Annotated in this window: 21 protein-coding genes and 2 pseudogenes; 12 read left to right on the forward strand and 11 right to left on the reverse strand. The window is 41.2% G+C overall.

The window, feature by feature from the left end:
* Positions 1 to 71 precede the first annotated feature (71 nt).
* Positions 72 to 326 (reverse strand): annotated as a pseudogene (locus tag V7K89_RS15950) (histidinol dehydrogenase); the annotation flags it as partial.
* Between the two features lie 162 nt (positions 327 to 488).
* Here V7K89_RS15950 and V7K89_RS15955 point away from each other — a divergent pair.
* Both V7K89_RS15955 and V7K89_RS15960 read left to right on the forward strand, forming a co-directional pair.
* Positions 489 to 1,277 (forward strand): tryptophan-rich sensory protein, encoded by a 789-nt coding sequence (locus V7K89_RS15955; protein ID WP_335188695.1) that lies wholly within the window; start codon positions 489 to 491, stop codon positions 1,275 to 1,277.
* 159 nt (positions 1,278 to 1,436) lie between these two features.
* Positions 1,437 to 2,132 (forward strand): pentapeptide repeat-containing protein, encoded by a 696-nt coding sequence (locus tag V7K89_RS15960; protein ID WP_335188697.1) that lies wholly within the window; start codon positions 1,437 to 1,439, stop codon positions 2,130 to 2,132.
* Positions 2,133 to 2,154: 22 nt separating this feature from the next.
* Here V7K89_RS15960 and V7K89_RS15965 read toward each other — a convergent pair whose 3' ends face one another.
* Positions 2,155 to 2,343, reverse strand: coding sequence for a hypothetical protein (locus tag V7K89_RS15965; protein WP_335188699.1), 189 nt, complete (start codon positions 2,341 to 2,343; stop codon positions 2,155 to 2,157).
* A gap of 118 nt (positions 2,344 to 2,461) precedes the next feature.
* Positions 2,462 to 2,845, reverse strand: coding sequence for a hypothetical protein (locus tag V7K89_RS15970; RefSeq protein ID WP_335188701.1), 384 nt, complete (start codon positions 2,843 to 2,845; stop codon positions 2,462 to 2,464).
* Positions 2,846 to 3,610: 765 nt separating this feature from the next.
* Between V7K89_RS15970 and V7K89_RS15975 the strand changes: the two are divergent.
* Positions 3,611 to 5,254: pseudogene (locus tag V7K89_RS15975) on the forward strand (calcium-binding protein); the annotation flags it as partial.
* A gap of 412 nt (positions 5,255 to 5,666) precedes the next feature.
* On the forward strand, positions 5,667 to 6,365 hold the full coding sequence (gene urtE / locus V7K89_RS15980) for an urea ABC transporter ATP-binding subunit UrtE (RefSeq protein WP_335188705.1): 699 nt from the start codon (positions 5,667 to 5,669) through the stop codon (positions 6,363 to 6,365).
* Here urtE and V7K89_RS15985 read toward each other — a convergent pair.
* Together V7K89_RS15985 and V7K89_RS15990 are read right to left on the reverse strand one after the other, a co-directional pair.
* Positions 6,328 to 7,068: a hypothetical protein gene (locus tag V7K89_RS15985; RefSeq protein WP_335188708.1), complete on the reverse strand. Its 741-nt coding sequence runs from the start codon at positions 7,066 to 7,068 to the stop codon at positions 6,328 to 6,330. The two genes, urtE and V7K89_RS15985, sit on opposite strands and share 38 nt — an antisense overlap.
* An 8-nt stretch (positions 7,069 to 7,076) precedes the next feature.
* Positions 7,077 to 7,841, reverse strand: a complete 765-nt coding sequence (locus V7K89_RS15990) for a cytochrome P450 (RefSeq protein ID WP_335188731.1) — start codon at positions 7,839 to 7,841, stop codon at positions 7,077 to 7,079.
* A 269-nt stretch (positions 7,842 to 8,110) separates the two neighbouring features.
* On the opposite strand from V7K89_RS15990, the gene V7K89_RS15995 reads away from it, so the two are divergent.
* Complete coding sequence (locus V7K89_RS15995; RefSeq protein ID WP_335188710.1) at positions 8,111 to 8,716, forward strand: DedA family protein; 606 nt, start codon at positions 8,111 to 8,113, stop codon at positions 8,714 to 8,716.
* A 166-nt stretch (positions 8,717 to 8,882) separates the two neighbouring features.
* Entirely contained in the window at positions 8,883 to 9,413 is a 531-nt protein-coding gene (locus tag V7K89_RS16000) for a hypothetical protein (RefSeq protein ID WP_335188712.1), read from the forward strand.
* 15 nt (positions 9,414 to 9,428) lie between these two features.
* Here the strand turns inward: V7K89_RS16000 and V7K89_RS16005 are convergent, their stop codons facing one another.
* On the reverse strand, positions 9,429 to 9,551 hold the full coding sequence (locus V7K89_RS16005) for a hypothetical protein (protein WP_335188738.1): 123 nt from the start codon (positions 9,549 to 9,551) through the stop codon (positions 9,429 to 9,431).
* Between the two features lie 737 nt (positions 9,552 to 10,288).
* On the opposite strand from V7K89_RS16005, the gene V7K89_RS16010 reads away from it, so the two are divergent.
* From V7K89_RS16010 to V7K89_RS16025, 4 genes are all read left to right on the forward strand, one after another.
* Entirely contained in the window at positions 10,289 to 11,911 is a 1,623-nt protein-coding gene (locus tag V7K89_RS16010) for an AAA family ATPase (protein ID WP_335188714.1), read from the forward strand.
* The gene (locus V7K89_RS16015) at positions 11,904 to 14,108 is read left to right on the forward strand and encodes a beta-propeller domain-containing protein (protein WP_335188716.1); all 2,205 of its coding nucleotides are present in this window, start codon (positions 11,904 to 11,906) and stop codon (positions 14,106 to 14,108) included. Before V7K89_RS16010 ends, V7K89_RS16015 begins: the two co-directional genes overlap by 8 nt.
* Positions 14,109 to 14,113: 5 nt before the next feature.
* Entirely contained in the window at positions 14,114 to 15,175 is a 1,062-nt protein-coding gene (locus V7K89_RS16020) for an AAA family ATPase (RefSeq protein WP_335188718.1), read from the forward strand.
* 616 nt (positions 15,176 to 15,791) lie between these two features.
* Entirely contained in the window at positions 15,792 to 16,013 is a 222-nt protein-coding gene (locus V7K89_RS16025; protein WP_334907391.1) for a ferredoxin-thioredoxin reductase variable chain, read from the forward strand.
* Between the two features lie 5 nt (positions 16,014 to 16,018).
* On the opposite strand, the gene V7K89_RS16030 is transcribed toward V7K89_RS16025, so the two are convergent.
* The 5 genes from V7K89_RS16030 to V7K89_RS16050 form a co-directional block, all read right to left on the reverse strand.
* A complete protein-coding gene (locus V7K89_RS16030) occupies positions 16,019 to 16,240 on the reverse strand; it encodes a hypothetical protein (RefSeq protein ID WP_335188721.1) in 222 nt (73 codons plus the stop codon).
* A 115-nt stretch (positions 16,241 to 16,355) separates the two neighbouring features.
* Entirely contained in the window at positions 16,356 to 17,147 is a 792-nt protein-coding gene (locus tag V7K89_RS16035; RefSeq protein ID WP_335188734.1) for a YdcF family protein, read from the reverse strand.
* Between the two features lie 112 nt (positions 17,148 to 17,259).
* Entirely contained in the window at positions 17,260 to 17,766 is a 507-nt protein-coding gene (locus V7K89_RS16040) for a hypothetical protein (RefSeq protein ID WP_335188723.1), read from the reverse strand.
* A gap of 286 nt (positions 17,767 to 18,052) precedes the next feature.
* Complete coding sequence (locus tag V7K89_RS16045; protein ID WP_442941679.1) at positions 18,053 to 19,594, reverse strand: bifunctional aminoglycoside phosphotransferase/ATP-binding protein; 1,542 nt, start codon at positions 19,592 to 19,594, stop codon at positions 18,053 to 18,055.
* A 326-nt stretch (positions 19,595 to 19,920) separates the two neighbouring features.
* A complete protein-coding gene (locus tag V7K89_RS16050) occupies positions 19,921 to 20,796 on the reverse strand; it encodes a hypothetical protein (protein WP_335188725.1) in 876 nt (291 codons plus the stop codon).
* 164 nt (positions 20,797 to 20,960) lie between these two features.
* On the opposite strand from V7K89_RS16050, the gene V7K89_RS16055 reads away from it, so the two are divergent.
* Both V7K89_RS16055 and V7K89_RS16060 read left to right on the forward strand, forming a co-directional pair.
* Positions 20,961 to 21,554, forward strand: a complete 594-nt coding sequence (locus V7K89_RS16055) for a hypothetical protein (RefSeq protein ID WP_335188727.1) — start codon at positions 20,961 to 20,963, stop codon at positions 21,552 to 21,554.
* Positions 21,555 to 21,905: 351 nt separating this feature from the next.
* Positions 21,906 to 22,740, forward strand: an 835-nt coding sequence (locus tag V7K89_RS16060) for a tetratricopeptide repeat protein (protein WP_335188729.1), incomplete at its 3' end; no start/stop codon positions are given.

The following is a 22,740-nucleotide window of genomic DNA, read 5'->3' on the forward strand; positions in this document are numbered from 1 at the left end:
ATCCGCAAGCAACTGGAGTACTTCCCTACCTTGCGAGCGGCAATGGAGTATGTTCTGAGTTTAGTGTCCTAACCAACCTGGCGGTTGCTATATTGCGCGAAGATTTCGGAATCAGTAATTAAGATTGATTGGGCACTAGGATCGTGTTCTGCTTGCAATAGTAAATCCCAGGCAATCCAATCTGGGTTGTTCTGGCTGTCGGCTACCACTAAAATTTCTGAAGGACCAGCGATGCTATCAATGCCAACAGTGCCAAAGACTTGGCGCTTGGCTTCAGCAACATAAGCATTACCAGGGCCAACAATTTTATCCACAGGGGCAATGCTTTGTCGGTAGTTTGAAGTAGCTGCATGTACAGTACCTTAAAAGCAGTGAGGTCAATAATTAGTTTAACTCCTGATTAACTTGCTCGATATGACTGTGGTTTATATGCATGACTCTTTTTCAGATGTAAGCTAAAAGCACAAAAGATTATGAGTTAACATCCTATGCAGCAGTCCACAAGAGGCAATTACCAGGATCTTTGGCGGCAGCTTGTTACTTTGGCTGCAATCTTTGGTGCTTTCTTTATCAACGTAGTATCGAACATTTTTCCGCTCAATGGACTTACCATCGGGGAAATTTCCAATACCTTGTTTAAAAATATTCTGATTATCCCTGCCAATTACGCCTTTGCTATCTGGGGGCTGATTTACCTTGGGTTGTTTGCTTTTGGAGTATACCAAGCTTTACCTAACCAACGACATGAGCCTGATTTATGTAAGACAGGTTATCTGTTGGTGATTGCCTGTGTTGCTCAAAGTATTTGGGTGTATCTGTTTTTGTCTCGGCTTTTTGCTCTTTCTGTAATTGCAATGCTCTTGATTCTGTTGCCGCTAATTGGTGTTTATGTGCAGTTAGAAATTGGCAAATCGCGTCTACCCCGGCTAAAAAAATGGTGTATCCACTTTCCGATTAGTATTTATCTAGGCTGGATTAGCGTGGCGACCATTGTCAACGTAGCGTGTGCCTTGGATTTTCACAGGTGGAACGGTTGGGGGATTTCTGCTGTAATCTGGACTCTCGTCATGGTATTGATCGCAACAGCAGTTGCAGCAGTTATAGTTATCCAGCTTCGAGACATCGCTTATGCAGGAGTAACACTCTGGGCATTGGTGGCGATCGCACTCAAACATTCTGATAACTCAATGCTCAGAAATTCCGTATTGGTTTTGGCAATTATCCTAATTTTAACCGCTACGATTAACAGCTTACGCACTCAACAACAACATATTTAAGTCTGATGACATACCCGCCCAGCGTCGTCAAGAGAGAACTTTTAGCAAGGGTTCATTAAGCACGCACAATAATGGTCGGTAGTTACACACATCAGTCTGATTGTTATTACCCTGAATAGTTAGAGCCGTAATCGTCTGAAAAGGCCAAAATTCATAGAAATGAAAAATATTATCTCGATTGGTTGGAATAACTGGTTAAAACGGCATAAAGAATCTGTTTTATTATTTGACTCAATTGCTGCCGCTAATGAGATTGCCCTAATGCTTAACGGTCAATGGGATGGCTGCAATGGTGTAATTGTGGCTTCTAATGATCAGGTAGCTGTTAACACTGCTGCCAAACTATTAAAAGCCACATGGTGTTATCAAGGCGCATCAAAAGCTGTTTTAGACAGAGTAACAACTGATGAAATTTTACGCCGTTATGCAATCGGAGGAAGGAATTTTATTAATGCTAATTTGAGGTGTGCAGTACTTGCATCAATGAAGCTGAGTGAAATTAACCTAAGTTATGCCTCGTTGAGTTGGGCGGACTTAAGTCAAGCCAATCTCAGTAAAGCTGATTTAACAGCAGCAGACCTAACTCAAGCGAATTTAAGTGGAGCTGACTTGAGTAAAGCATACCTAATGAGGGCAAACCTAAGTGAGGCAGACCTGCAACGAGCTTCACTTCAGGGGGCTAACCTAAGTAGTGCTAACTTAAGTGAAGTCAACCTCACTGGTGCAGATTTAACAGGAGCTAATCTGTCACTAGCAGACCTAAGAGGGGCAAAGTTTCACTTGTGCAATTTGAGTGGGGCTAACCTAACAGATGCCAAGTTAATTGAAAGTGACTTGGCTTTTGCTAAACAATGATCGCCAAACTCCAGTATTACCTTTAGTCAGTTCCACCCCAAGTCCAGGTAGGATTGCCATTCTTTAAACGATTTTTTAGCACTACTAGGGGATAATCATTAGCATCAGAGCCGCCAGCCAAATCTAAGATGAAGTAAACTTTACCTTTAACAAAGTGCATCCGTAAATAATTAATCTTTCCAGAGTAGTCTTGCCCATCAACCTTAGTCATTCCAGCAGAAGCAAAGCATTTAGCATATTTTGGCTTGAGTGTCCCAACCCATGTAATGGCTGAGTAAGAGGCTATTTATAGCAGGACTTACGCAGTATCACCGTATAAGTCCTGTTTATCAAGCAACAACCTCTTGCTTAGGCTTTCGCACCGGACGCTTGCGTAGGCGTAGCCCGTCGTAGACATCGCTTTGACGAACGCCTCCTGCCATTTTGTACTCATCGCTATTCTTGCCATACTTTGCAGCTACACTGACTAACATATGTTCTGTTAGTTCCATTAGCGACTTTTCGGCAACTTCTAAGGCTCCCTGAGTCAGATCCACGGTGGAGAGGCTTGAGTTATATGTTTCTAATTTGTCTTGGGTTGTTTTGATGGCGGCTGCAAAGGAGTCAATTGTTACCCCATTGCCGAAGTCTAAGGTAGGACTAATCGATTTCAAAGCTGCAATCCGACGCTGTGCTCTATCAAGTACTTTAGACCCGCGTTTTGGACGTGACATAAATCACTTTCCTATTATTAATAATGCGCCAGGACAAAAACTGAGTTCTATCCTGAACTGTACAGGACTAGGATAGACAGAATTAGGGTTAATTGATACCCAGATAATTCAGTATAAATTAATTTATTTATTACAAATATATTGAATAATTTTATGTAAATTATTGGAGATTGCCCGAATTCAATAAACTCCCCTTTCTAAGGGAGAGTTAGGTGGGGTAAAAAAATATTTGATACATTAATTAAGTAGGTCGGCAAAATAAAACCAAACTATATTAGCAAAAATGAACGAAGCTAAAACTCTCTTTCCTCCTACCTCCTGCCTTGTTTCTTTAAAGAGGGATAATGTGAAGAATATGCTTTAGATGTGTTTTTAAGCAAAGACATTTAAGTAAATACGATAGTATATGGTTAGTGTTAGGTTATTTAGATATTTTGTATTTTCAAGGTAGATATGCACGCAGAATTTCTCAGAACGAGGGTATAAAAATTTTCTTATTTGTCAGGAGTTAACTATTGACTTGAATTTACACCCTGATAAATTTGTACAGTGCCATTCGATTTAGATAGTTTGAGAAAAAATTAGTACTACTGAAAAGCCTTTTCATAGGGTGAATCTTTGATGAATATTACTGTTCCTAACTCTTCATGTATAAAGTATGCCGAAAACGTCAATTTCGGTAAGTATTTTGTGCCCAAAAACAGCACTAAATTCAAGGTTGAGAACTGAAATTACTGGAAAAATAGAATCAGGTAGGTAAAAATTATGGCAAATATCATTGGAACCAGTGGCTACGACTTACTAGAGGGTGGTACTGGGAATGATACTCTCATTGGTGCTACTGGGAATGATTCTTTAACTGGTGGCGGTGGCAAGGATAAATTTGTTTACAACTTGGGCGATGGCACTGATACAATCACTGATTTCGGTGGCATAGGTAAAGGAACTAACCCGACAGCAGCAGTTATTGCTGAAGTGGACACCATCAAATTCCAGGGTACAGGATTAACTGCTCAAAATTTACTGCTGACCCAGAATGACAACAATCTGGAAATCACCTTTGAAGGGAATGTAAATACCATAGTTATCCTGGAAAACTTCAAACTAGAAAACTTGGAGAATCTGAAAGCGTCTGGAGCAAAACCAGCTGTTGGTAATATCCTATTTGACGGGCAAAATAGTATCACTGACAGCTTTAATGTCCTTGATTCTAACTCTACTGATACTAGCTTGGGCATCAAGAACACAGTAACTTTTTTTAATGACCTCAACAATAACATTACGGGTTTAGAGGACTCAAATGATGTAGTTAATGGTCAAGGCGGTAATGACAAAATCGATGGCTTGAGTGGAAACGATTTGCTGCGAGGTGGTGCGGGTGATGATACTCTCATTGGTGGTACGGGTAATGATACCCTCATTGGTGGTACGGGTAATGACTCCTTTGTTGGCAATAATCTGCTTTCTGGAGGCTATGGCAATGATTATCTCTCCATCTCTGGCTACCGGAGCTTTAGCTATCCAGACTACGATTACAACTCTCGGTCGTCTGGTAAAAACATCCTCAACGGTGGTGCAGGTGACGATAACTTGAGTGCAAGCGGTTCAACAGGCAATAATTTGCTCTCTGGGGACGATGGCAATGATTCTCTCTCCATCTCTGGCTACTACAAAGGAAATGACTACGGAAACTACGACTCTCGTTCCACAGGCAATAATACCCTCAACGGTGGTGCAGGTAAGGATACCTTGAATGCTGACGGTTCAACAGGCGATAATTTGCTCTCTGGGGGTGATGGCAATGATTATCTCTCCGTATCTGGCTACTACAGCTATATTCCCAGCGACCCGTACTCACCCCGCGACGTCTCCATCACATACGAGTCTCGTTCCATTGGTAATAACACCCTTAACGGTGGCACTGGGGACGATAACTTGAATGCTAGTAATTCAAAAGGTAATAACTTACTCGATGGTGGCGCTGGCAATGATTATATCTCCGCCTCTAGCGCCTTTGGTAAGAACACAATCTATGGTGGGAGTGGGAATGATATTCTTATAGGTGGTTTTGGTAATGACACCCTTTATGGAGGAACTGGTACTGATACCTTTGTTTTCAATAGTTACAATCAAGGTGTTGACAGTATTTATGACTTCAACGCGACTAATGAACTGATTCAGGTATCGGCTGCTGGCTTTGGCAGCGGATTATCACCAGGTTCACTTAAGACAAGTCAGTTTACCCTCGGAACATCTGCAACCACAAGCAATCAACGATTTATCTATGACAGTGCTACAGGTGGACTGTTCTTTGACCTTGATGGCAATGCGTCTGGATTTGCTCAGGTAAAATTTGCACAACTATCTGCTGGATTGTCAGTTAGCGAAAACAATTTTGTGGTTGTTTAATCGGAATTAGCGCTCTTTGAGAGCCAAGTGGTACTGTTTGCGAGGTGCTATTTTTAGCATCTTGCATTCGATTACTTAATGCAAACCATTTTGGTAAGCGATAGCGATTCTTGCACAGATAAGTAAAATATTCTTTGCTTGAAAAGTGCATACATTATTTTCCGATTATGGAAATGGCTATCAGCCTGTCATATTAACCCTACTTCTACCAATTCTCCAAAATATAGCTACACATGGACAGCAGGGGGAGAATTATCTGTAGTCAGGATTTAGAGAAATGGTATTAGTTGCATTCGCAATTAGGTATTATAAGGAATTAACCAGACTCTTAATAAACTGTGGTTAATTATTTCTTAACAGAGCATCGCTAGTTAGAGATTTGATATCAAAACTAAACAGTTAAAATTATTTCATGCTAAAAATTTCTAATCTTAACGTTTATTACGGCGAAAGCCATATTCTCCGCAATGTAGATTTGAGCGTACCATCTGGGCAAATGGTTTGCCTAATTGGACGCAATGGTGTCGGAAAAACTACTCTACTAAAAACTATCATGGGTTTACTCAAACCCCGCAGCGGTACTATTAATTTAGCTGATGAATTAATCAACTCTAAATCCCCAGACCAAAGGGCAAAGTTGGGAATTGGTTATGTTCCCCAAGGACGAGAGATTATCCCTCGGTTAACAGTTAAAGAAAATCTACTACTGGGGTTGGAAGCTAGACGCAAACCAGTAAAAAAAGCAGAAATTTCAGAGGAAGTTTTTAATTTATTTCCAGTGTTAAAAACCATGCTTTCGCGGATGGGTGGTGATTTAAGTGGAGGACAGCAGCAACAGTTAGCGATCGCACGTGCTTTAATGGGAGAACCTCAATTACTCGTCTTAGATGAACCCACTGAAGGTATTCAACCTTCCATCATCCTAGAAATTGAAGCCGCAGTCCGGCGCATCATCGAAACTACAGGCATTTCGGTGTTATTAGTAGAGCAACATTTACACTTTGTCCGTCAGGCTGATTATTATTACGCCATGCAAAAAGGTGGTATTGTCGCCTCCGGTTCCACAGCCGAACTTAGCCAAGATGTGATTCAGCGCTTTTTAGCTGTTTAATTTTTGAAATTTCTATATCAATTGTATCGGTAGCAATCAAGTCTGCTGCCTCTTGCAAAAGCTCATTTTGTTCCTTTTGAATTGCTTCTAAGCGACTAGAAATTTCTGCTAATCGTTGTTGTTTATTTGGTTGAAAACTTTCAGGTAGTAAAGCTGGTAGGTTATCAGCTTTTTTAGCACCTGTAATTCGTTGAACAGCCAAGCTCCCAACTTGAGTTAAGGATAGAAAGCTAACTTGAAACAAAGCCAGAAGCAATTTTAACGGAACTTTAAGTATTGACCAACTAGCGGTTTCAATTAAGCGGACAATTGCTTTAATGATGCTCCAAAGTAGAGCAAGTGCAAACAGCAAAATTACTACACTAATAATTGGATGATTAGCTCCCCAACCTAATATTTGAACTAATCGAAAAAATATTGGGTGTTGTGTTAACCAATCACTTGCAGAAGATGCAATTGCATCTTTAACTGCTCCCGATGTTGTATTTTTAAATTGCTCTGCTGTTTGCCAAGTTTGCTCTAAACTCGTTGTAACTGTATCAATTGCTCTATCAGTTGTGGTCGTGGCTGTTGTCTTCAAAGACTCACCAGCTTGTTGTGCTGAGTTACTTAGAGAGTTAACGCTTCCGCCTACAAAATCTTTCACATTTTGCAAGCGTTGTAAAACTCCGTTAGGCAAATGTATGTCTATTTGAGATACCATAAAATATTTCACCGAGGTTGAAATCGAACCTGTAACCCATCTTTAGGACGATTACTGGGAACCAATACGGCTTCTAAACTTTGATTGGGTAATATCTCCCAATGATAATTGCGTAAAAGATGAGCAGCAATAATTTTCATTTCCATTTTGGCAAAGGCTATACCAATACAAATGCGTGGCCCACCACCAAAACCAACTAAACTAAAAGGATACTTTTTATGTTCTTGGCGCTGGGGACTGAAACGTTCTGGATCAAAACGCTCTGGTTCAAGGTAGATTTCCTTTAGGCTACGAGTTGTCACAATTGAATAAAGCAATCGCCAACCAGCAGGAACATGATAACCTTTAAACTCAAAGTCTTTAATCGTAAATTCCTGCTGCTTCTCCCACTTTTGGAGATAGCCGCGTGTAATATCTTCCATTGTGGAGACATAATTCGCCAATGCTGGGCCATGCAATGCCGGCATTATCAAACGGCGATTTCTGCGGTGTTCTTCTCCATCTTGCAGAAAAAGTGATTCACCCAGTAATATCTTGAAATTATCAGGCCATCCCTCGCGCCAAGAAAAATTCTCCATTTGGCTTGACAAAACTAACTCTAATGCTTCCGGCCCGACCATCACTACAGTCGGTCTGCCAAGCAGATGAGTTTTGAAGATAGGCCCGTACTGGCGATAGCGTTTTTTAGCGAAATCGCGGTCGAAAACAAAGGAGAGTGTTTCACCTAATACAGGTATACCAAAGCTTCCAGGAGGAATTTGATAACTTTTCATATCTCTAAGGGTAGCTATGAAAAAGTTAACACGATATTCTAACTCTACTGCGTTAGCAAAGCTCGCCGTAGGCATCGCAGCACCCGAAAATATTCTTATTACTTTCAAATATCTTTGTCTTTTGCACCGATAACCCAAAACCTGTCATCTGTCATTATATTTTCCCAGATCACATAATAAATTTACATAAATTTAATATTACTTTTTATCCAATAAAATTGCTGAACGTTAAGATGTTGTGGATCTATTGAAAGAAAAGTAAAAATTCTATGCATCTGGATTTACCACAACTGATTAAATCACTCGGCTATTTTGGGGTCTGGGCGATTGTCTTTGCTGAATCTGGCTTGTTAATTGGTTTTTTTCTGCCTGGGGATAGCTTATTGTTCACCGCTGGATTTGTTGCATCTCAGAATTTATTGAACATTTGGGTTTTGATTTTTGGTGCTTTTATTTGTGCAGTCTTAGGTGACAATGTTGGCTATTTTACTGGACATAAATTTGGTAGAAGACTTTTTCAGAAGGAAGATTCATGGTTGTTTCATAAAAAGCATCTTATTAAAACCCAAAACTTTTATCAACAGCACGGTAAAAAAACGATTGTTTTAGCACGCTTTTTACCTATTGTACGGACTTTCGCACCCATCGTGGCTGGGATTGGTGCAATGCATTATCGCACATTTATGTCTTACAACTTAATTGGTGGCTTTATTTGGACATTCGGCATTACTCTGTTAGGGTTTTTCTTAGGAAAATCTCTGCCAGCTGAACAGGTAGATAAGTATTTGTTACCGATTATTGGATTAATTATAGTAATTTCTTTACTACCATCGATTATTCATTTGGTACAAGAAAATAGAGCAAACAAAAGTTGAAATATTTTTTGTAGCTCCTTAGTAGATGTTTTATTGTAGAGACAAGTATATTGATTTACTGAAGCCATAAACATTAGAGCTTGATCATACCCTCATAAGCAACAAACAAAAGGATACAGAGCAACTAAATTTATTTATAGGAATTTTGAATTCGGAGCGAAGCGACGTGACTCCCTTAAACATCAACCTTTATCTGTTCCTAGAAAATCTCCTCTTTTTCCTTATTGCCACACTTTTTATTGTGGTTGTGAACTGGGGATGGAAAAACGCAAAGCCTTATACTCTACCTTTACCATTTCCCGGTTGGTATAAAATCTGGTTTGGCTCAGTGCAACTGCTAGCGGTAGTGCCGCCATTAGTGGTCATGTTATTGTGGGGTGTATGGTGGGGCGATCGCACGGTCTTAACTGTGCTTGCTTGGTATTTTATCGTTTTAGGGTTGCAAATCATCTCTGAAACAGTGACGCTTAGGCAGTTGCAAAATGTTGTCTGGGTAATGGTTCCTTACATATATCTGCCTTACCGCTTCTGGCAGTTGTATGAGGGTTTGACACTTTTGGATTCGACAAGCGAGTTGCAGTGGGTACGATATTTATTGATTTTTGAATTGGTGATGTGGATAATTAACTACGCCATAGATGTATCTCAATTGCCACGGCTGTTTCGTTGGGAAGTACAATCAAATGACGCTAGCTAGGGATTAATCGCAGAATTAAGCCATTTTTACTAAAGAAGTGCGTTCGCCTGCTTTCAACCCCACAACATATTGCACACCCTGTTGTTTCCAAGTCAAGGTAGCATCTGAGCAATTAGAAACCTTTTTCAGAAGAACCACCTCTCAGCCCAGAAGTTCTACCAACTTTAATTACAAAACCGAAGCGGGGTAAACATTCGGTAGTGCTGGGAGGAGTGTTGACGTTGCTTGTAGGGGGTACAAGTCTGGGATTATTTGCTTGGTGGTAAATTAATCCTCAAGGATTCCAGCAAGTATGTCAGTAACTTCCCCAAAGAGTGCAGCAAATATGTCCGACTGGGAAATAGGTTATACAGAAATATTCTAATGTTGATGAGGAATGTTACAGCCTTGATAAGGAATATTGTAATGTTGATGAGGAATATTACAATGTTCCTTATAAATATTCTAATGTTGATGAGGAATGTTACAGCATTGATAAGGAATATTGTAATGTTGATGAGAAATATTACAATGTTCCTTATGGATGTTGTAATGTTGATGAGGAATGTTGCAATCTTGACAAGAACTACTTGTACATTGAGAGTGACGAAGAAAAAAGTGGTGATCGCTAATGAGCTAATATGGGTTAACGATCGCCTACGGCGGGCGGGTACGCGATCGCACCACACATAACTCTACATCACATCTTGCACTATTTAGCAAACCTCTGCGTTTAAAAAAGTAATATTTTTAAACGCAAAGGAGCGCAAAGGTTGGCGCAGAGGAACGCAGAGATTTAATAGAAGGTAATTTTTTGCTTTGAACTTGTGAAATTATGTCATAAGTGAATATGCGATAAGGTAAGGGTATCACAACCTGCTCCCACCACAGGAAAGATGAATATTGACCCCGTATCTGTAGTTAATGCTATTAAAGCTATTGCACCTGCTACTGTTTCTCTTGGTATCCAGCAGGCTCAACGTAACGAATATATTATTAAAGTTTTAAAACGTTTAAATCTTGATCCAATACAGCCTCCCAAAGATTTTGAAGGTGTTTATACTTATGCTTTGGTAGACTATGGCGTATTTCAAGCTGATGATATACTCAATTTTTTTAGAAATAAAGAGATTAAAAAAACTTTTTATAAGGCTTTTGCAGAAAAGGCATTGACTATTGATAATGAGGAATGGAATACATTAAAAGATGAGGCACAACAAGCAAAAATAGACTTAGTTAAAGTTCAGAAATTTCATCAAGTTTTTGTCAGTGTGGCAAAACGCTCTAGACATCCTGGAGAAATTCTAACTAATGTACAACTTCAAGAACAACGGAAGACATTTACAGAACCTCTAGAACAGTCTCTTTATCCAGATGAATTTAAGGCACTAATCGAAGAAAAAACTAAGGCATTTTGCGGACGGGTATTTGTATTTAATGAATTTGATGCTTTCCTCAAAAAGCATCCTAAAGGTTATTTTACCGTGATTGGGGATGCGGGGATGGGGAAAAGTGCGATCGCAGCCCAATCTGTATCTAAATATAAAGCTATCTGTTACTTCAATATTCGGGCAGAAGGTCGTAACACACCAGAGCAATTTTTGCAAAGTATTCGTCAACAACTGATTAATCGCTATCAGTTACAGAATGCAGAGAATGATAATTTACCTACTTTGTTGACGAAAGTAAATAAAAAATTTGCAAGTGGTGAACGTTTGGTAATTGTGGTTGATGCACTCGATGAAGTCGAACAATCAGGTTCAGGAAATCTTTTAAGTTTACCCAAGAATCTGCCAGAAAGAATATATTTTCTGCTAACTAGGCGACGCTATGCCCAAAATGAAAAACGCTTGTTAACTGAAGAAGTTCCAGAGCAGCAGTTGGATTTAACAGCAAATGAATATAGAGTTTGGAATCGAAATGATGTTAGAGAGTACATTGATAAATTTATCAATTATGAGCCAGAGGGTCATAGTTTAAAAGCATGGATTCAACAACGCAAGATTGAGCAGCTAGATTTTGTTGAGCAGGTCGCAAGAAAAAGTGAAAACAATTTTATGTACCTGTACTATGTCTTGCCAAGTATTGCTAGAGGAGATTATCAAGACTTAAGTTTAGAAGAATTGCCTGAGAAACTTCAGGGTTATTATGAACAGCATTGGAAGCAGATGGAAATGGATACTCCAGATAAGCGGACAAATGCGATTATTCTCTGTGTACTGGTTGAAGTAGGTAAACCCATTTCTTGTGAATCTATTGCCCGCATAACTAAACGAGAGGAATATGATGTTTTGGAGCTTTTGAATAAGTGGCTGGAATTCTTGAGAAAACAAAAAGAAAATCAGGAAGATTACTATTCAATTTATCACCAAAGTTTCGCAGATTTTCTCCGTAATCAACCTACATTAAAAAGAGAAAAAAAGAACAATATTGATTGGCCAGAGGTTCAACTTCTTATTTCTGATTATAATGACCAATTGTGGAAAAGCCTAAAATCAGGTAAGGGTGAAAATGAGTAGTTTTGCTGATAAATTTGCCCAGTTATCCTTAAGCAACCAGCGAACCTTTCTCATTGACCCTAGTGTTAAAGCAAAAATAGGAGAGTGGGAAACACTTTACAAGAGACTGACTGATTTTGATTTTATTGATGCGAAAGTCAAGCATTCTGATTTTGGTGTGCAGTCACTAATTGAGGATTATGATTTAATTAACGACTCCGAACTATTAAACAAGCCAGAAAATGCAGAGCAAGTAAAAACTCTAAAATTGATTCAAGAAGCATTGCGACTTTCAGCGCATATCTTAGAAAAAGATAAAATGCAACTGGCAGGGCAATTGTGCGGGCGAATGCAGCATTTTGAAGTATGGGAAATTGAAGCAATGCTTGAAGTAGCAAAGCAGCAAGTTTTACCTTGGTTGCGTCCGTTAACATCTAACTTAATTTCCCCAGGCGAAAGTTTACGTCTCACCCTTACAGGTCATAGCGACAGGGTAACAGCAGTAGCCATCACCCCCGATGGCAAGCGGGTGATTTCTGGTTCAGATGACATGACACTCAAACTCTGGAATCTAGAAACTGGCAAATATGAGCGGACTTTCCAGGGTCATAGCAACCGGGTAACAGCAGTAGCCATCACCCCCGATGGCAAGCGGGTGATTTCTGCTTCAAACGACAAGACACTCAAACTCTGGAATCTAGAAACTGGCAAATATGAACGGACTTTCCAAGGTCATAACAGCTGGCTAACAGCAGTAGCTATTACCCCCGATGGCAAACGGGTGATTTCTGCTTCATGGGACAAAACACTCAAACTCTGGAATCTAGAAACTGGCAAATATGAACGGACTTTCCAGGGTCATAGCCTCTCAGTAACAGCAGTAGCCATCACCTTTGATGGTAAGCGGGTGATTTCTGCTTCAGATGACAACACACTCAAACTCTGGAATCTAGAAACTGGCAAATATGAGCGGACTTTCCAAGGTCATAGCCACTGGGTAACAGCAGTAGCCATCATCCCCGATGGCAAGCGGGTGATTTCTGCTTCAAACGACAAGACACTCAAACTCTGGAATCTAGAAACTGGTAAAGATGAGCGGACTTTCCAAGGTCATAGCAACTCGGGAGCAGTAGCCATCACCCCCAATGGCAAGTGGGTGATTTCTGCTTCAGATGACAAGACACTCAAAGTCTGGAATCTAGAAACTGGTAAAGATGAGCGGACTTTCCAAGGTCATGGCGGCTGGCTAACAGCAGTAGCCATCACCCCCAATAGCAAGTGGGTGATTTCTGCTTCAGATGACAAGACACTCAAAGTCTGGAATCTAGAAACTGGCAAAGATGAGCGGACTTTCCAGGGTCATAGCGACAGGGTAACAGCAGTAGCCATTACCCCCGATGGCAAGCGGGTGATTTCTGCTTCAAACGACAACACACTCAAACTCTGGAATCTGGAAACTGGCAAAGATGAGCGGACTTTCCAGGGTCATAGCGACAGGGTAAGAGCAGTAGCCATTACCCCCGATGGCAAGCGGGTGATTTCTGCTTCAAACGACAACACACTCAAACTCTGGAATCTAGAGACTGGCAAATATGAGCGGACTTTCCAGAGTCATAGCGACTGGGTAATTGCAGTAGCCATTACCCCCGATGGCAAGCGGGTGATTTCTGCTTCAAACGACAAGACACTCAAACTCTGGAATCTAGAGACTGGCAAATATGAGGGGACTTTCCAGGGTTATAACAGCTGGCTAACAGCAGTAGCTATTACCCGCGATGGCAAGCGGGTGATTTCTGCTTCAGATGACAAGACACTCAAACTCTGGAATCTAGAAACTGGCAAATATGAACGGACTTTCCAGGGTCATAGCGACAGGGTAACAGCAGTAGCCATTACCCGCGATGGCAAGCGGGTGATTTCTGCTTCAGATGACAATACACTCAAACTCTGGAATCTAGAAACTGGCAAAGATGAGCGGACTTTCCAGGGTCATAGCCTCTCGGTAAGAGCAGTCGCCATTACCCCCGATGGCAAGCGGGTGATTTCTGCTTCTTATGACAACACACTCAAACTCTGGAATCTAGAAACTGGAGAAGAAATTGCCACTTTTACAGGAGAGACTCTATTTCCTTGCTGCGCTGTTGCAGCAGATGGGGTGACTGTTGTGGTAGGGGAGTCTTCAGGGAGACTGCATTTTTTGCGGTTGGAGAATGTTTAAAAAGTATGAACACTTCACCTCGACCGCCAACGCCAATCAATTCCCCCTCCTACCCAAGAGAATTTCAACAAGTCATTTTCGAAAAAAGCCAAAACTTTGTTGGTCGTGAATTCGTCTTCACCGCAATATCCAACTTTCTCCAGCGTCATGACCGAGGTTACTTTACCATAATTGGCGCACCCGGTAGCGGCAAAAGTGCCATCCTCGCCAACTACGTCACTGAAAATCCCCAGGTTCTCTATTACAACGCCCAACTCCCTTTTCAAAATCGCGCTGAGGAATTTATTGCTACTATCTGCACGCAAATTGACCCGACATCTCAAGAAACCTCTCTACCTTCCTTGCTTCAGCAAGTCAGCGACAAGCTAGAACCCCAACAAAAGTTTATTATTGCTATTGATGCCTTGGATGCTGTTAACCGCACCAACCAAACCCTAGGCTCAAATATCTTTTATCTTCCCAGATATCTCCCGCGTGGCGTCTATTTCCTTCTTACCCGCCGTCCATACGTGCGAAAACAATCCGGTTTGTTGATAGAAGCACCTTCCCAAATTCTCGACTTAGCAGAATACCCACAACAAAACCACGAGGATATCAAGGCATATATTCGACGATATGTCAACAACCCAGAAGAACTCACAGCACAGCTAATAGCCAAAAGCGAAAACAATTTCATGTATCTTAGTCAGATATTACCTGTTATCTCTAAGGAGGTTGACCGACTTACCCCTGATTTAGAGGCGTATTATCAGCAGCATTTCCACAAGATGATTCCCCCTAACTCCCCAAGCCAAGAGAGGAAATTTAAATCATCTGTGCTGAATGTATTAGTGCAAGTTTCATCAGTAGTATCAGCAGAAAGCATTGCTAGTACAATTGATGCTGATGAATATGATGTTGAAGAAGTTCTGGAAAATTGGCGTGAGTTTTTAACACTCCAGGACGGCACTTGCTTCAAGTCGGGAAACCCGCCCAACGCAGTGCCTCAAATTGATGGAGAAATCCGCTACAGTCTTTATCATTCCAGCTTTCGGGATTTCTTAAGCAAGCAAGCAAATTTTGGTTAGACTCTATAGCGTTCAATACGGTTTAGTTAAGATCCCCCCGCCTACGGCGGGCGACCCCCTTAAAAAGGGAGTAAAAGAGGGTTGTGAGCAAGTCTTTTTAAGGGGAGCCAGTGCGTTGGGCGGCTCTGCCGACTTGTTCGCGCAGCGTCTCCCCTTGGGAGAAGCAACTGGCGTGGGTTGGGGGGATCTTCGAGGAATAAACACGTTAACCGAACCGTATTGAACCCGCTTGTAAAAGGAGCGATCGCAATCACAACCCATCTGCCATGCACGAAAATCCTTGAGAGAGTTGACCTGGGGAACATCCTAGAGTCAAGATAAAAGGGTTAGATATCTTGTCAAAGTACTAAACACATCTGAGATATTGCCTGATTTTCTTTCATTTCCCTGCTTTTAGGGTAAAGAGAAAGGCTATAGGCGATACTTGTTAACGCGGAAAAACTTAAATAAGTATGCACGGATTGCTAAGACGTGCCTGGACGCAGAGGGTTAAATGCGCCGTTGCACCCCGATGAAGCGTCAAGAAATAGCTGATTACATCAAATTCTAAGCGATTTAATCATATATTTTGTAGCAGATACTTGTGGAAAAGCAAATGCTAGGTGTAAATGTTGTTATGAAAATTGGCGATCGCGTCCGCGTTAAAGAGTCAGTAGTGGTGTATCATCATCCTGAACATCGGAGTCAGCCTTTTGACATAAAAGGCACAGAAGGCGATGTAGTAGCTATTACCACCCAATGGCGAGACAGACCAGTAAGCGCTAATCTGCCGATTTTAGTCCAATTTAGTAAAAAGTTTAAAGCCCATTTACGTGAAAATGAATTAGAAATCATCTAAATCGCTTATCGGCGGCGAAACCACTGAAAAATATTCAGTTCGCCGCGCATTTTTTTCAGGTCTTGGCGGTTTTGTTCTGCGGTGGTATAATACCAATCACAATAACGTTTGAACTCTGACCGTGACCGAACTTCGTGGTAAAACTGATGGGTTGTTTGGTAAGAGGCAAAAGCTTCCTCAACTTGGGGTTGAGCAGCTGGAATAATATAAGGTAAATTTTTTGACATAAAATTAAGAGTAGTAGAGACGTGATTAATCGCGTCTGTTTTGAATTGAGCTAATTACCGCACTTTCTAATTAATAACTCATAACTCATAACTTTCTAACAACTCCTAACTTTAATTAAAGCCAACCGCGTAAGCGATAAATTAAAGAACCAATATACTCTTTTAGAGCGGTGGTAAACTGGTGTAAATTGTCGGTATCAGGTAATAAATTCAGTATGGCGGCTTTGGGAGTACTACCGAGTTCTTGCAACTCACCCTCACTAACTAAAAAGTCAGTGGGTGCAGGAATAGCATTGATTCCTTGACGCTGGAAAATCTGAAACGATCGCGGCATATGCATTGCCGAAGTTACTAATAGTACCTGACGAATGCCACGAGATGACAAAATTTTTTGGACATTTACAGCATTTTGATAAGTATTGAGAGAGTCAGGTTCTTGGATAATCGCCTCAGATGGAATACCAATAGATGTAAGTATTGTTGCCATATCTGCCGACTCTGGCGAACCACTTCCACGCCAATCAATGCGGCCGCCGCTCAGAATGATTATAGGTGCTTTTTTCTGGCGATACAGTTGTGCTGCGTAGATGACGCGATCGCCTGCTTCACTTAAATCGACGGTCGGTCTTGGGGGAAAAGCTGATTTAGTTGCCCCACCCAAAACCACAATCGCTTCTGCATTAGGTATTTGGGCGGGTGGAAGATTTTGCCATTCTAGCGATCGCACTAACGATTTAGCGATCCAAGCATTGCTACAAAATAGCAATAAAGTTAAGGCAAAAGCAATTGCGATCGCCGCAGTCTGCGGTCGTTTCCACAAAGTCACTAATGCTACTACCAAGCTTACACAGGCTAATCCTAATGGATAAAAAAATAGTGGAAGTAATTTAGATAGATATAAAAACATATTATTAGGGCATGAGGGCATGGGGAATAGGGCATGGGGCATGGAAAATAGGAGATGAGGAAGTGGAGAAGAAAAACTATTGATTATTGACCAATGCCCAATGCCCAAATTACTACCTTTCCCAAAACCTGAAATTGAAACCACTTCCAGGAGCGCGACGGTAACGGCGGCCAACTCTTCTGGTTTGCCGTTTGTTGATTCTTTCGGTTGTTGATTCAACTTCGCCTTCTTCTGACTCTTCAACTTGCAACTGAGTTCTAGTTTCTTCCTTACTTCCCCACCAAGCAGTTATCCAACCTCCAGCTAAAGCGCCTAATCCACCTAGCAAAATGCTCATAGGTGCTGGATAGCCCAAATATACGAAGCCTAGCATGAAAAATAACCAGTATTTCAGTCCTGCATCAACACCATCAGAGGAGGCAACAGCTGGAGCTTGGGGGCTATTATCGGTTAAATTTGTGATCCAGATTAAGATGAAACCGCCCATAATTCCTAAGAAAATGCTCAGGGCTGGTGCGGAGCCGGTCATTATTAATATAAATGTTAAAAATGCCCCAAATAATAGTTGAGAAAAGAAGCTGGGAGAAATACTGAATAAGTCGTTCTTTTTGTCTGCCATAGAATAAAAAACTTCTTTAACTAATTACTAATGACGCTCTCTACGAGACGCTGCACGTAGCTTGCAACTCTTACAGAGTACGCGGACTCGCTCTAAGCGTTCACGTAGCGTCTCGAAGAGAAGCCATGCCGTTGGCGTACCACTTCGTGGAAGCAAGTTAGCAAGAGCGTGTCGCAGACAAGCCTCTCGTTCGCTGTCTTCGTCTCTGAAAGAGAAGGCTTTACGCTACGCTAACGTAATTCGTAATTTTCAATTCAATTACGAATTAAGAATTACGAATTACGAATTATTTTAATTGTGCCTGTTCTGGTTGAGTTGTATCCCAAATCTTTACATAAGGTTGTTCCTCTTCAGTGAAAGGTTCAGCTTGTTTGATTTGTGAGGCTAATAAATCGGCGGTGGCATCAGCAATATCACCAGTGCGATTGTTCAAACGCTCTTTTAGAACTTCAACGGGTGCTGTGCATTGGATAATCTGAAGGGGAAGTTGATGCTTTGTAGCTTGTGCGATCGCTTCTTGCCGTAATTGTTGTTTATCATACTTGGCATCTAAAATTACCGAAAAACCTTGTTTAGCCAGGATAATCCCCAATGACAACAGTCGTGTGTAAGTTTTCTCAGTCATCTCTGGTGTATACAAATCATCGCCACCCTTTTCCCACAAAGGAATTCCCCCTAAATGCTTCCGCACCGCATCAGAACGCAGGTGAATCGCTCCTTGTTGACGCGCTAAAGACCTTGCTGTGGTACTTTTGCCAGAACCCGACAATCCCGACATCAAAATTAGTTGTCCCAAGTTTGGTTTAGTGTATTCCCAAGCCTGTTTGTAATAATCAGTAGCCGTTTTTGTTGCTTCTTCCTTTACCGTCGCAGGTACACTCGGATCGTCTAGCAAAAATGATGTCGCCTTTGCTCGGACATAAGCCTGACGACTTAAATACAAAGGCAGTACCTGTAAACCTTCCCAATCTCCAGTTTGCTCTATATAGGCATTCAAAAATGCATTACCCAAGTCTTTACGCTGGCGAGCTTCCAAATCCATCACCGTAAATGCCACATCGTACATCACATCGACAAAGCGAAACGGCTCATTAAATTCAATGCAATCGAACAATAAAATTTTATCGTGCCACAGGGCAATATTTCTTAAGTGTAGGTCTCCGTGACATTCACGAATGTAATTGTTATGAATTCTGCTGGCAAATAATTCTGGACGTTCGGCAAAAAAGTTATCTGTATATTGCTTTGTTTGTGTAAATTGCGTCTGAGTCTGGGGACCACCAATATACTTCTCAGTTTGCTGATAATTCTCCTCAAAGGCAGCCTGAACATTTGGCACTTCGCCAAAAGTGCGAATGTAATCATTAGTCTGTGCTTGGGCATGATATTGAGCAACCACCCGTCCCAACTCATCTAGGAGTGTCTCATTTAACTTACCCTGTTCAAAAAGTGTACTTAATAGCGATTCTTCAGGAAACTGACGCATCTTCAGCGTGTATTCTACAGGCTCAACAGTTCCCCCTAACTGGTATTGCTCCTCTACCAAAGTTATGGGCAAAACTTCTAAATACAGTTCACCAGCACCCCGCTGATTTAAGCGTAACTCTTCCTGACAAAAATGCTGCCGCTTATCTAAGGTAGAAAAGTCCAAAAAGCCAAAATTCACAGGTTTTTTCAGTTTATAGGCGTAATCTCCAGTCAACAGCACATAAGAAATGTGAGTTTGAATTAGTTGAATGGGTTCTGTTACCGGATGAGGATAAAATTCCGGTTGCAACATTTGCTCAATAAAAGCTGGAATTACTTCTGTTATCTCTTTGCTCTGCATTCTCTGCGCCTCTGCGGTTCAAATACAAAAAAACCAGGAGTTCCCCCCTGGTATCATCAAAAATTATTACATAGTTTACTAATTGAGTGCTGATAAGCTAATGCGCTTACATATTGCACTATTTTCCGTGAAGACCGTCATTAGTCACTTGTACTGAGCGTAGTCGAAGTAGCGTTAAATTAATCAACTATTCAATTGCGAATTGCGTTAGCGCAGCGTTAACGAGTCTTCTCCCAAGGGGAGACGCTAAGAGCGAACGAGCGTCACTGCGAATTGTGAATTGTTCAGTCATTGGTCAATTGAGAATGGACTAAGATATCGGCATATCAAGGAGAACTCGTTTTGGAAGCTTCTGGACTGCGAATAATGATATGTCCCTTATCACTTTCTTGAATAGCCAACACCGATGGGATCTCATCAGGTTTTGCCTGTGGGGGTAATGCTCTAAATAAATAAATCCAGCCGCCACGTTCTAAGAGTAACCGCCAGACTCTCGGCTGCTGTGGATTGCTAATATCATTATCTTCTCTGCCTCGCAAGTCGTCGAATAAACCTCGATCGCCAATAATGCGATAACCTTTCAAAGATGGATCTGCAAATATATCATCAAGTTTGCGTCCCACAGCAAACTTTTCTTCAGGTGTAATTAACGCTACAACAGGCAAAGTGGATTTTTGACCAGCGTCTCGTTGTGCATCTGCGATGCCTTGCCAACGAGCTAACCAAAATATCACAATTAATACCCAGGATACTATGACTATCTCATTGACTAGCGATCGCAGAAAATCCACTGAGCGCAGTTGCCCAGAACTAAATTCAGCCAGAGATTTAAGCTGTTTAGCTGTCCATGAGCTTTTGCGTTGGGTAGCAGAGATAATGCAATTTAGTAGTAATTGGCTTGCAGAGACAACTGTATCACTGATAATTTTAATTAACCATAACGTTGCTTGAATTGCGATCACAGCGACAAAAAAAGCGATCACACTTTTGCAGATTGCCCAGCCATCTCCGAGAAATATTTGCAGAGGAACCATCAAAAAAGACTGTGCGGGTAAGTCGAGAGTATTGACTTCTAGCTGAAAAAAGTAGAAATATGACCAACGATAAATCCAGCCTGCAAAGAAAAGCGCCGCACCCACCAAGCCAACTACACTTGTGAATTTACCTAAAATATTGGTTTCTTGCTTGGGGGTTTGGGTCATACGACAGATAAGGGAGATGAAGAAAAAATCTACTAACTTCAGGCTCAGATCCCCAACTTTTTAAAGAAATCGAGGATCTTATTGTTGTAATTTTACGTAAATTTGATATATGTCTTTGAAGTTTAATGAGAAAGTTAAATATAGTCAAATATACTGTTAAAGCTATGAAAGCTTTTTTTCAGGGATGGGTTGTGGCAATCTTAGTAATGGCAGCAGCATTAGCAGGGAACATCCAAGCTGTAATTAGCCAGGATGTCAAGACAGAAAATTTCTTCTTAGCACAGACACCAGTCAACGCAGATGAATTAGAACTTGCAGTGGCTTTGCCTGAGTTAGCAGAGGTTGTTCTCAAGGGGGGTGAGTCAAACAGTGGTCGAGTAATAGGAATTGATGCCCAAGGGCAAGCACTATCAATTCAGCGTAGTGGTAAAACTGCCACAATTCCCCTGAGCAAAATTCAAAAAGTAGTCTTCAAGAATGGGTCGTTAGCTTACAGAAGCAATGGGCGGCAAATTATCCGGGGTGAGCGAGACCGTCCCACAGGTAAATCTGTAACTTGGAGTAATATACCCCTAAATACTTTTACTGTAAAAAATCCTACTCAAGGTCAAGCGGTGGTGAAACTTAAACCACCTATAGTTTCCACAGCACAGTTGCTGGGTATTCAGTCAGTGGCTAGAAATCGCCAATATGTGGTAGATGAAATCCAGTTCAATTCGCAACAAAAAACGATCACTATTTTGGCAAACCCTTATTAATCGTTAATTATTTGAGCAACATGTTCTTTACGATCACTTCAACGTTAGTAACAACAGCTTCAACATTAATAACTATACCTTCAGCATTAATAACTACACCTTCAACGTTAGTAGTTACAACTTCAACATTGATAACAAACAATTCAGTTGTTTTAACAACAGCTTAAGTATTTATTATAACAACATCAGCGTTAGTAACAACAGCTTCAGCATTAATAACAAACGCTTAAATTGTTATAACAACAGCTTAAGTATTTGTTATAGCAGCTTCAACGTTAGTAACCACAGCTTCAACATTCCTAACTACAGCTTCGGCTGATGCTCAATGAAAACTTATTATATCTGTAATATATGAAAAAAATTCTCACCAGTCTTTTAGCTGTGGGTATTTGTCTAACGCCTTTAACAGTAATGCTGACGGCTCAACCCACCTGGGGACAAACTCAAAACTCCCAAGCGCAAGAAGCAGAGAGACTGCTAGAGCAAGGGATAAAACTGACACAGCAACAGGAACACCAACAAGCAATACAAATATTACAACAAGTTCTGACTATTGCACGAGAACTTAAAGACCAAAAACTTGAAGCAACTGCACTGGTTGAGCTTGGGTTTAACTACGACGATTTAGGAGAAAAGCAAAAAGCACTCGAATTTTACAACCAAGCTCTGCCCCTATATCGGGCTGTGGGCAATAGCACTGGTGAAGCGACTACACTCAATAACATCGGTCTAGTCTACTCTGATTTAGGAGAAAAGCAAAAAGCACTCGAATTTTACAACCAAGCTCTGCCCCTATATCGGGCTGTGGGCAATCGCTCAGCTGAAGCGATTACACTCAATAACATCGGTCTAGTCTACTCCGATTTAGGACAAAAGCAAAAAGCACTCGAACTTTACAACCAAGCTCTCCCCCTATATCAGGCTGTGGGCAATCGCTCAGCTGAAGCGACTACACTCAATAACATCGGTCGAGTCTACTCCGATTTAGGACAAAAGCAAAAAGCACTCGAATTTTACAACCAAGCTCTGCCCCTTTCGCGTGCTGTGGGCGATCGCTCTGGTGTTGCGACTACACTCAATAACGTCGGTAAAGTCTACTCCGATTTAGGACAAAAGCAAAAAGCACTCGAATTTTACAACCAAGCTCTGCCCCTTTCGCGTGCTGTGGGCGATCGCTCTGGTGTTG

It is taken from the genome of Nostoc sp., from assembly GCF_036917515.1.
In the GTDB taxonomy this organism is placed as follows: Bacteria; Cyanobacteriota; Cyanobacteriia; order Cyanobacteriales; family Nostocaceae; genus Nostoc.

Coding starts and splice junctions, on each gene's coding strand:
- V7K89_RS16025 (WP_334907391.1), top strand. CDS start 15,792: ATGAAAATTGGCGATCGCGTCCGCGTTAAAGAGTCAGTAGTGGTGTAT.
- V7K89_RS15965 (WP_335188699.1), bottom strand. CDS start 2,343: ATGACTAAGGTTGATGGGCAAGACTACTCTGGAAAGATTAATTATTTA.
- V7K89_RS15970 (WP_335188701.1), bottom strand. CDS start 2,845: ATGTCACGTCCAAAACGCGGGTCTAAAGTACTTGATAGAGCACAGCGT.
- urtE (WP_335188705.1), top strand. CDS start 5,667: ATGCTAAAAATTTCTAATCTTAACGTTTATTACGGCGAAAGCCATATT.
- V7K89_RS15990 (WP_335188731.1), bottom strand. CDS start 7,841: ATGAAAAGTTATCAAATTCCTCCTGGAAGCTTTGGTATACCTGTATTA.
- V7K89_RS16010 (WP_335188714.1), top strand. CDS start 10,289: ATGAATATTGACCCCGTATCTGTAGTTAATGCTATTAAAGCTATTGCA.
- V7K89_RS15995 (WP_335188710.1), top strand. CDS start 8,111: ATGCATCTGGATTTACCACAACTGATTAAATCACTCGGCTATTTTGGG.
- V7K89_RS16040 (WP_335188723.1), bottom strand. CDS start 17,766: ATGGCAGACAAAAAGAACGACTTATTCAGTATTTCTCCCAGCTTCTTT.
- V7K89_RS16020 (WP_335188718.1), top strand. CDS start 14,114: ATGAACACTTCACCTCGACCGCCAACGCCAATCAATTCCCCCTCCTAC.
- V7K89_RS15960 (WP_335188697.1), top strand. CDS start 1,437: ATGAAAAATATTATCTCGATTGGTTGGAATAACTGGTTAAAACGGCAT.
- V7K89_RS16030 (WP_335188721.1), bottom strand. CDS start 16,240: ATGTCAAAAAATTTACCTTATATTATTCCAGCTGCTCAACCCCAAGTT.
- V7K89_RS15955 (WP_335188695.1), top strand. CDS start 489: ATGCAGCAGTCCACAAGAGGCAATTACCAGGATCTTTGGCGGCAGCTT.
- V7K89_RS15985 (WP_335188708.1), bottom strand. CDS start 7,068: ATGGTATCTCAAATAGACATACATTTGCCTAACGGAGTTTTACAACGC.
- V7K89_RS16050 (WP_335188725.1), bottom strand. CDS start 20,796: ATGACCCAAACCCCCAAGCAAGAAACCAATATTTTAGGTAAATTCACA.
- V7K89_RS16055 (WP_335188727.1), top strand. CDS start 20,961: ATGAAAGCTTTTTTTCAGGGATGGGTTGTGGCAATCTTAGTAATGGCA.
- V7K89_RS16045 (WP_442941679.1), bottom strand. CDS start 19,594: ATGCAGAGCAAAGAGATAACAGAAGTAATTCCAGCTTTTATTGAGCAA.
- V7K89_RS16035 (WP_335188734.1), bottom strand. CDS start 17,147: ATGTTTTTATATCTATCTAAATTACTTCCACTATTTTTTTATCCATTA.
- V7K89_RS16015 (WP_335188716.1), top strand. CDS start 11,904: ATGAGTAGTTTTGCTGATAAATTTGCCCAGTTATCCTTAAGCAACCAG.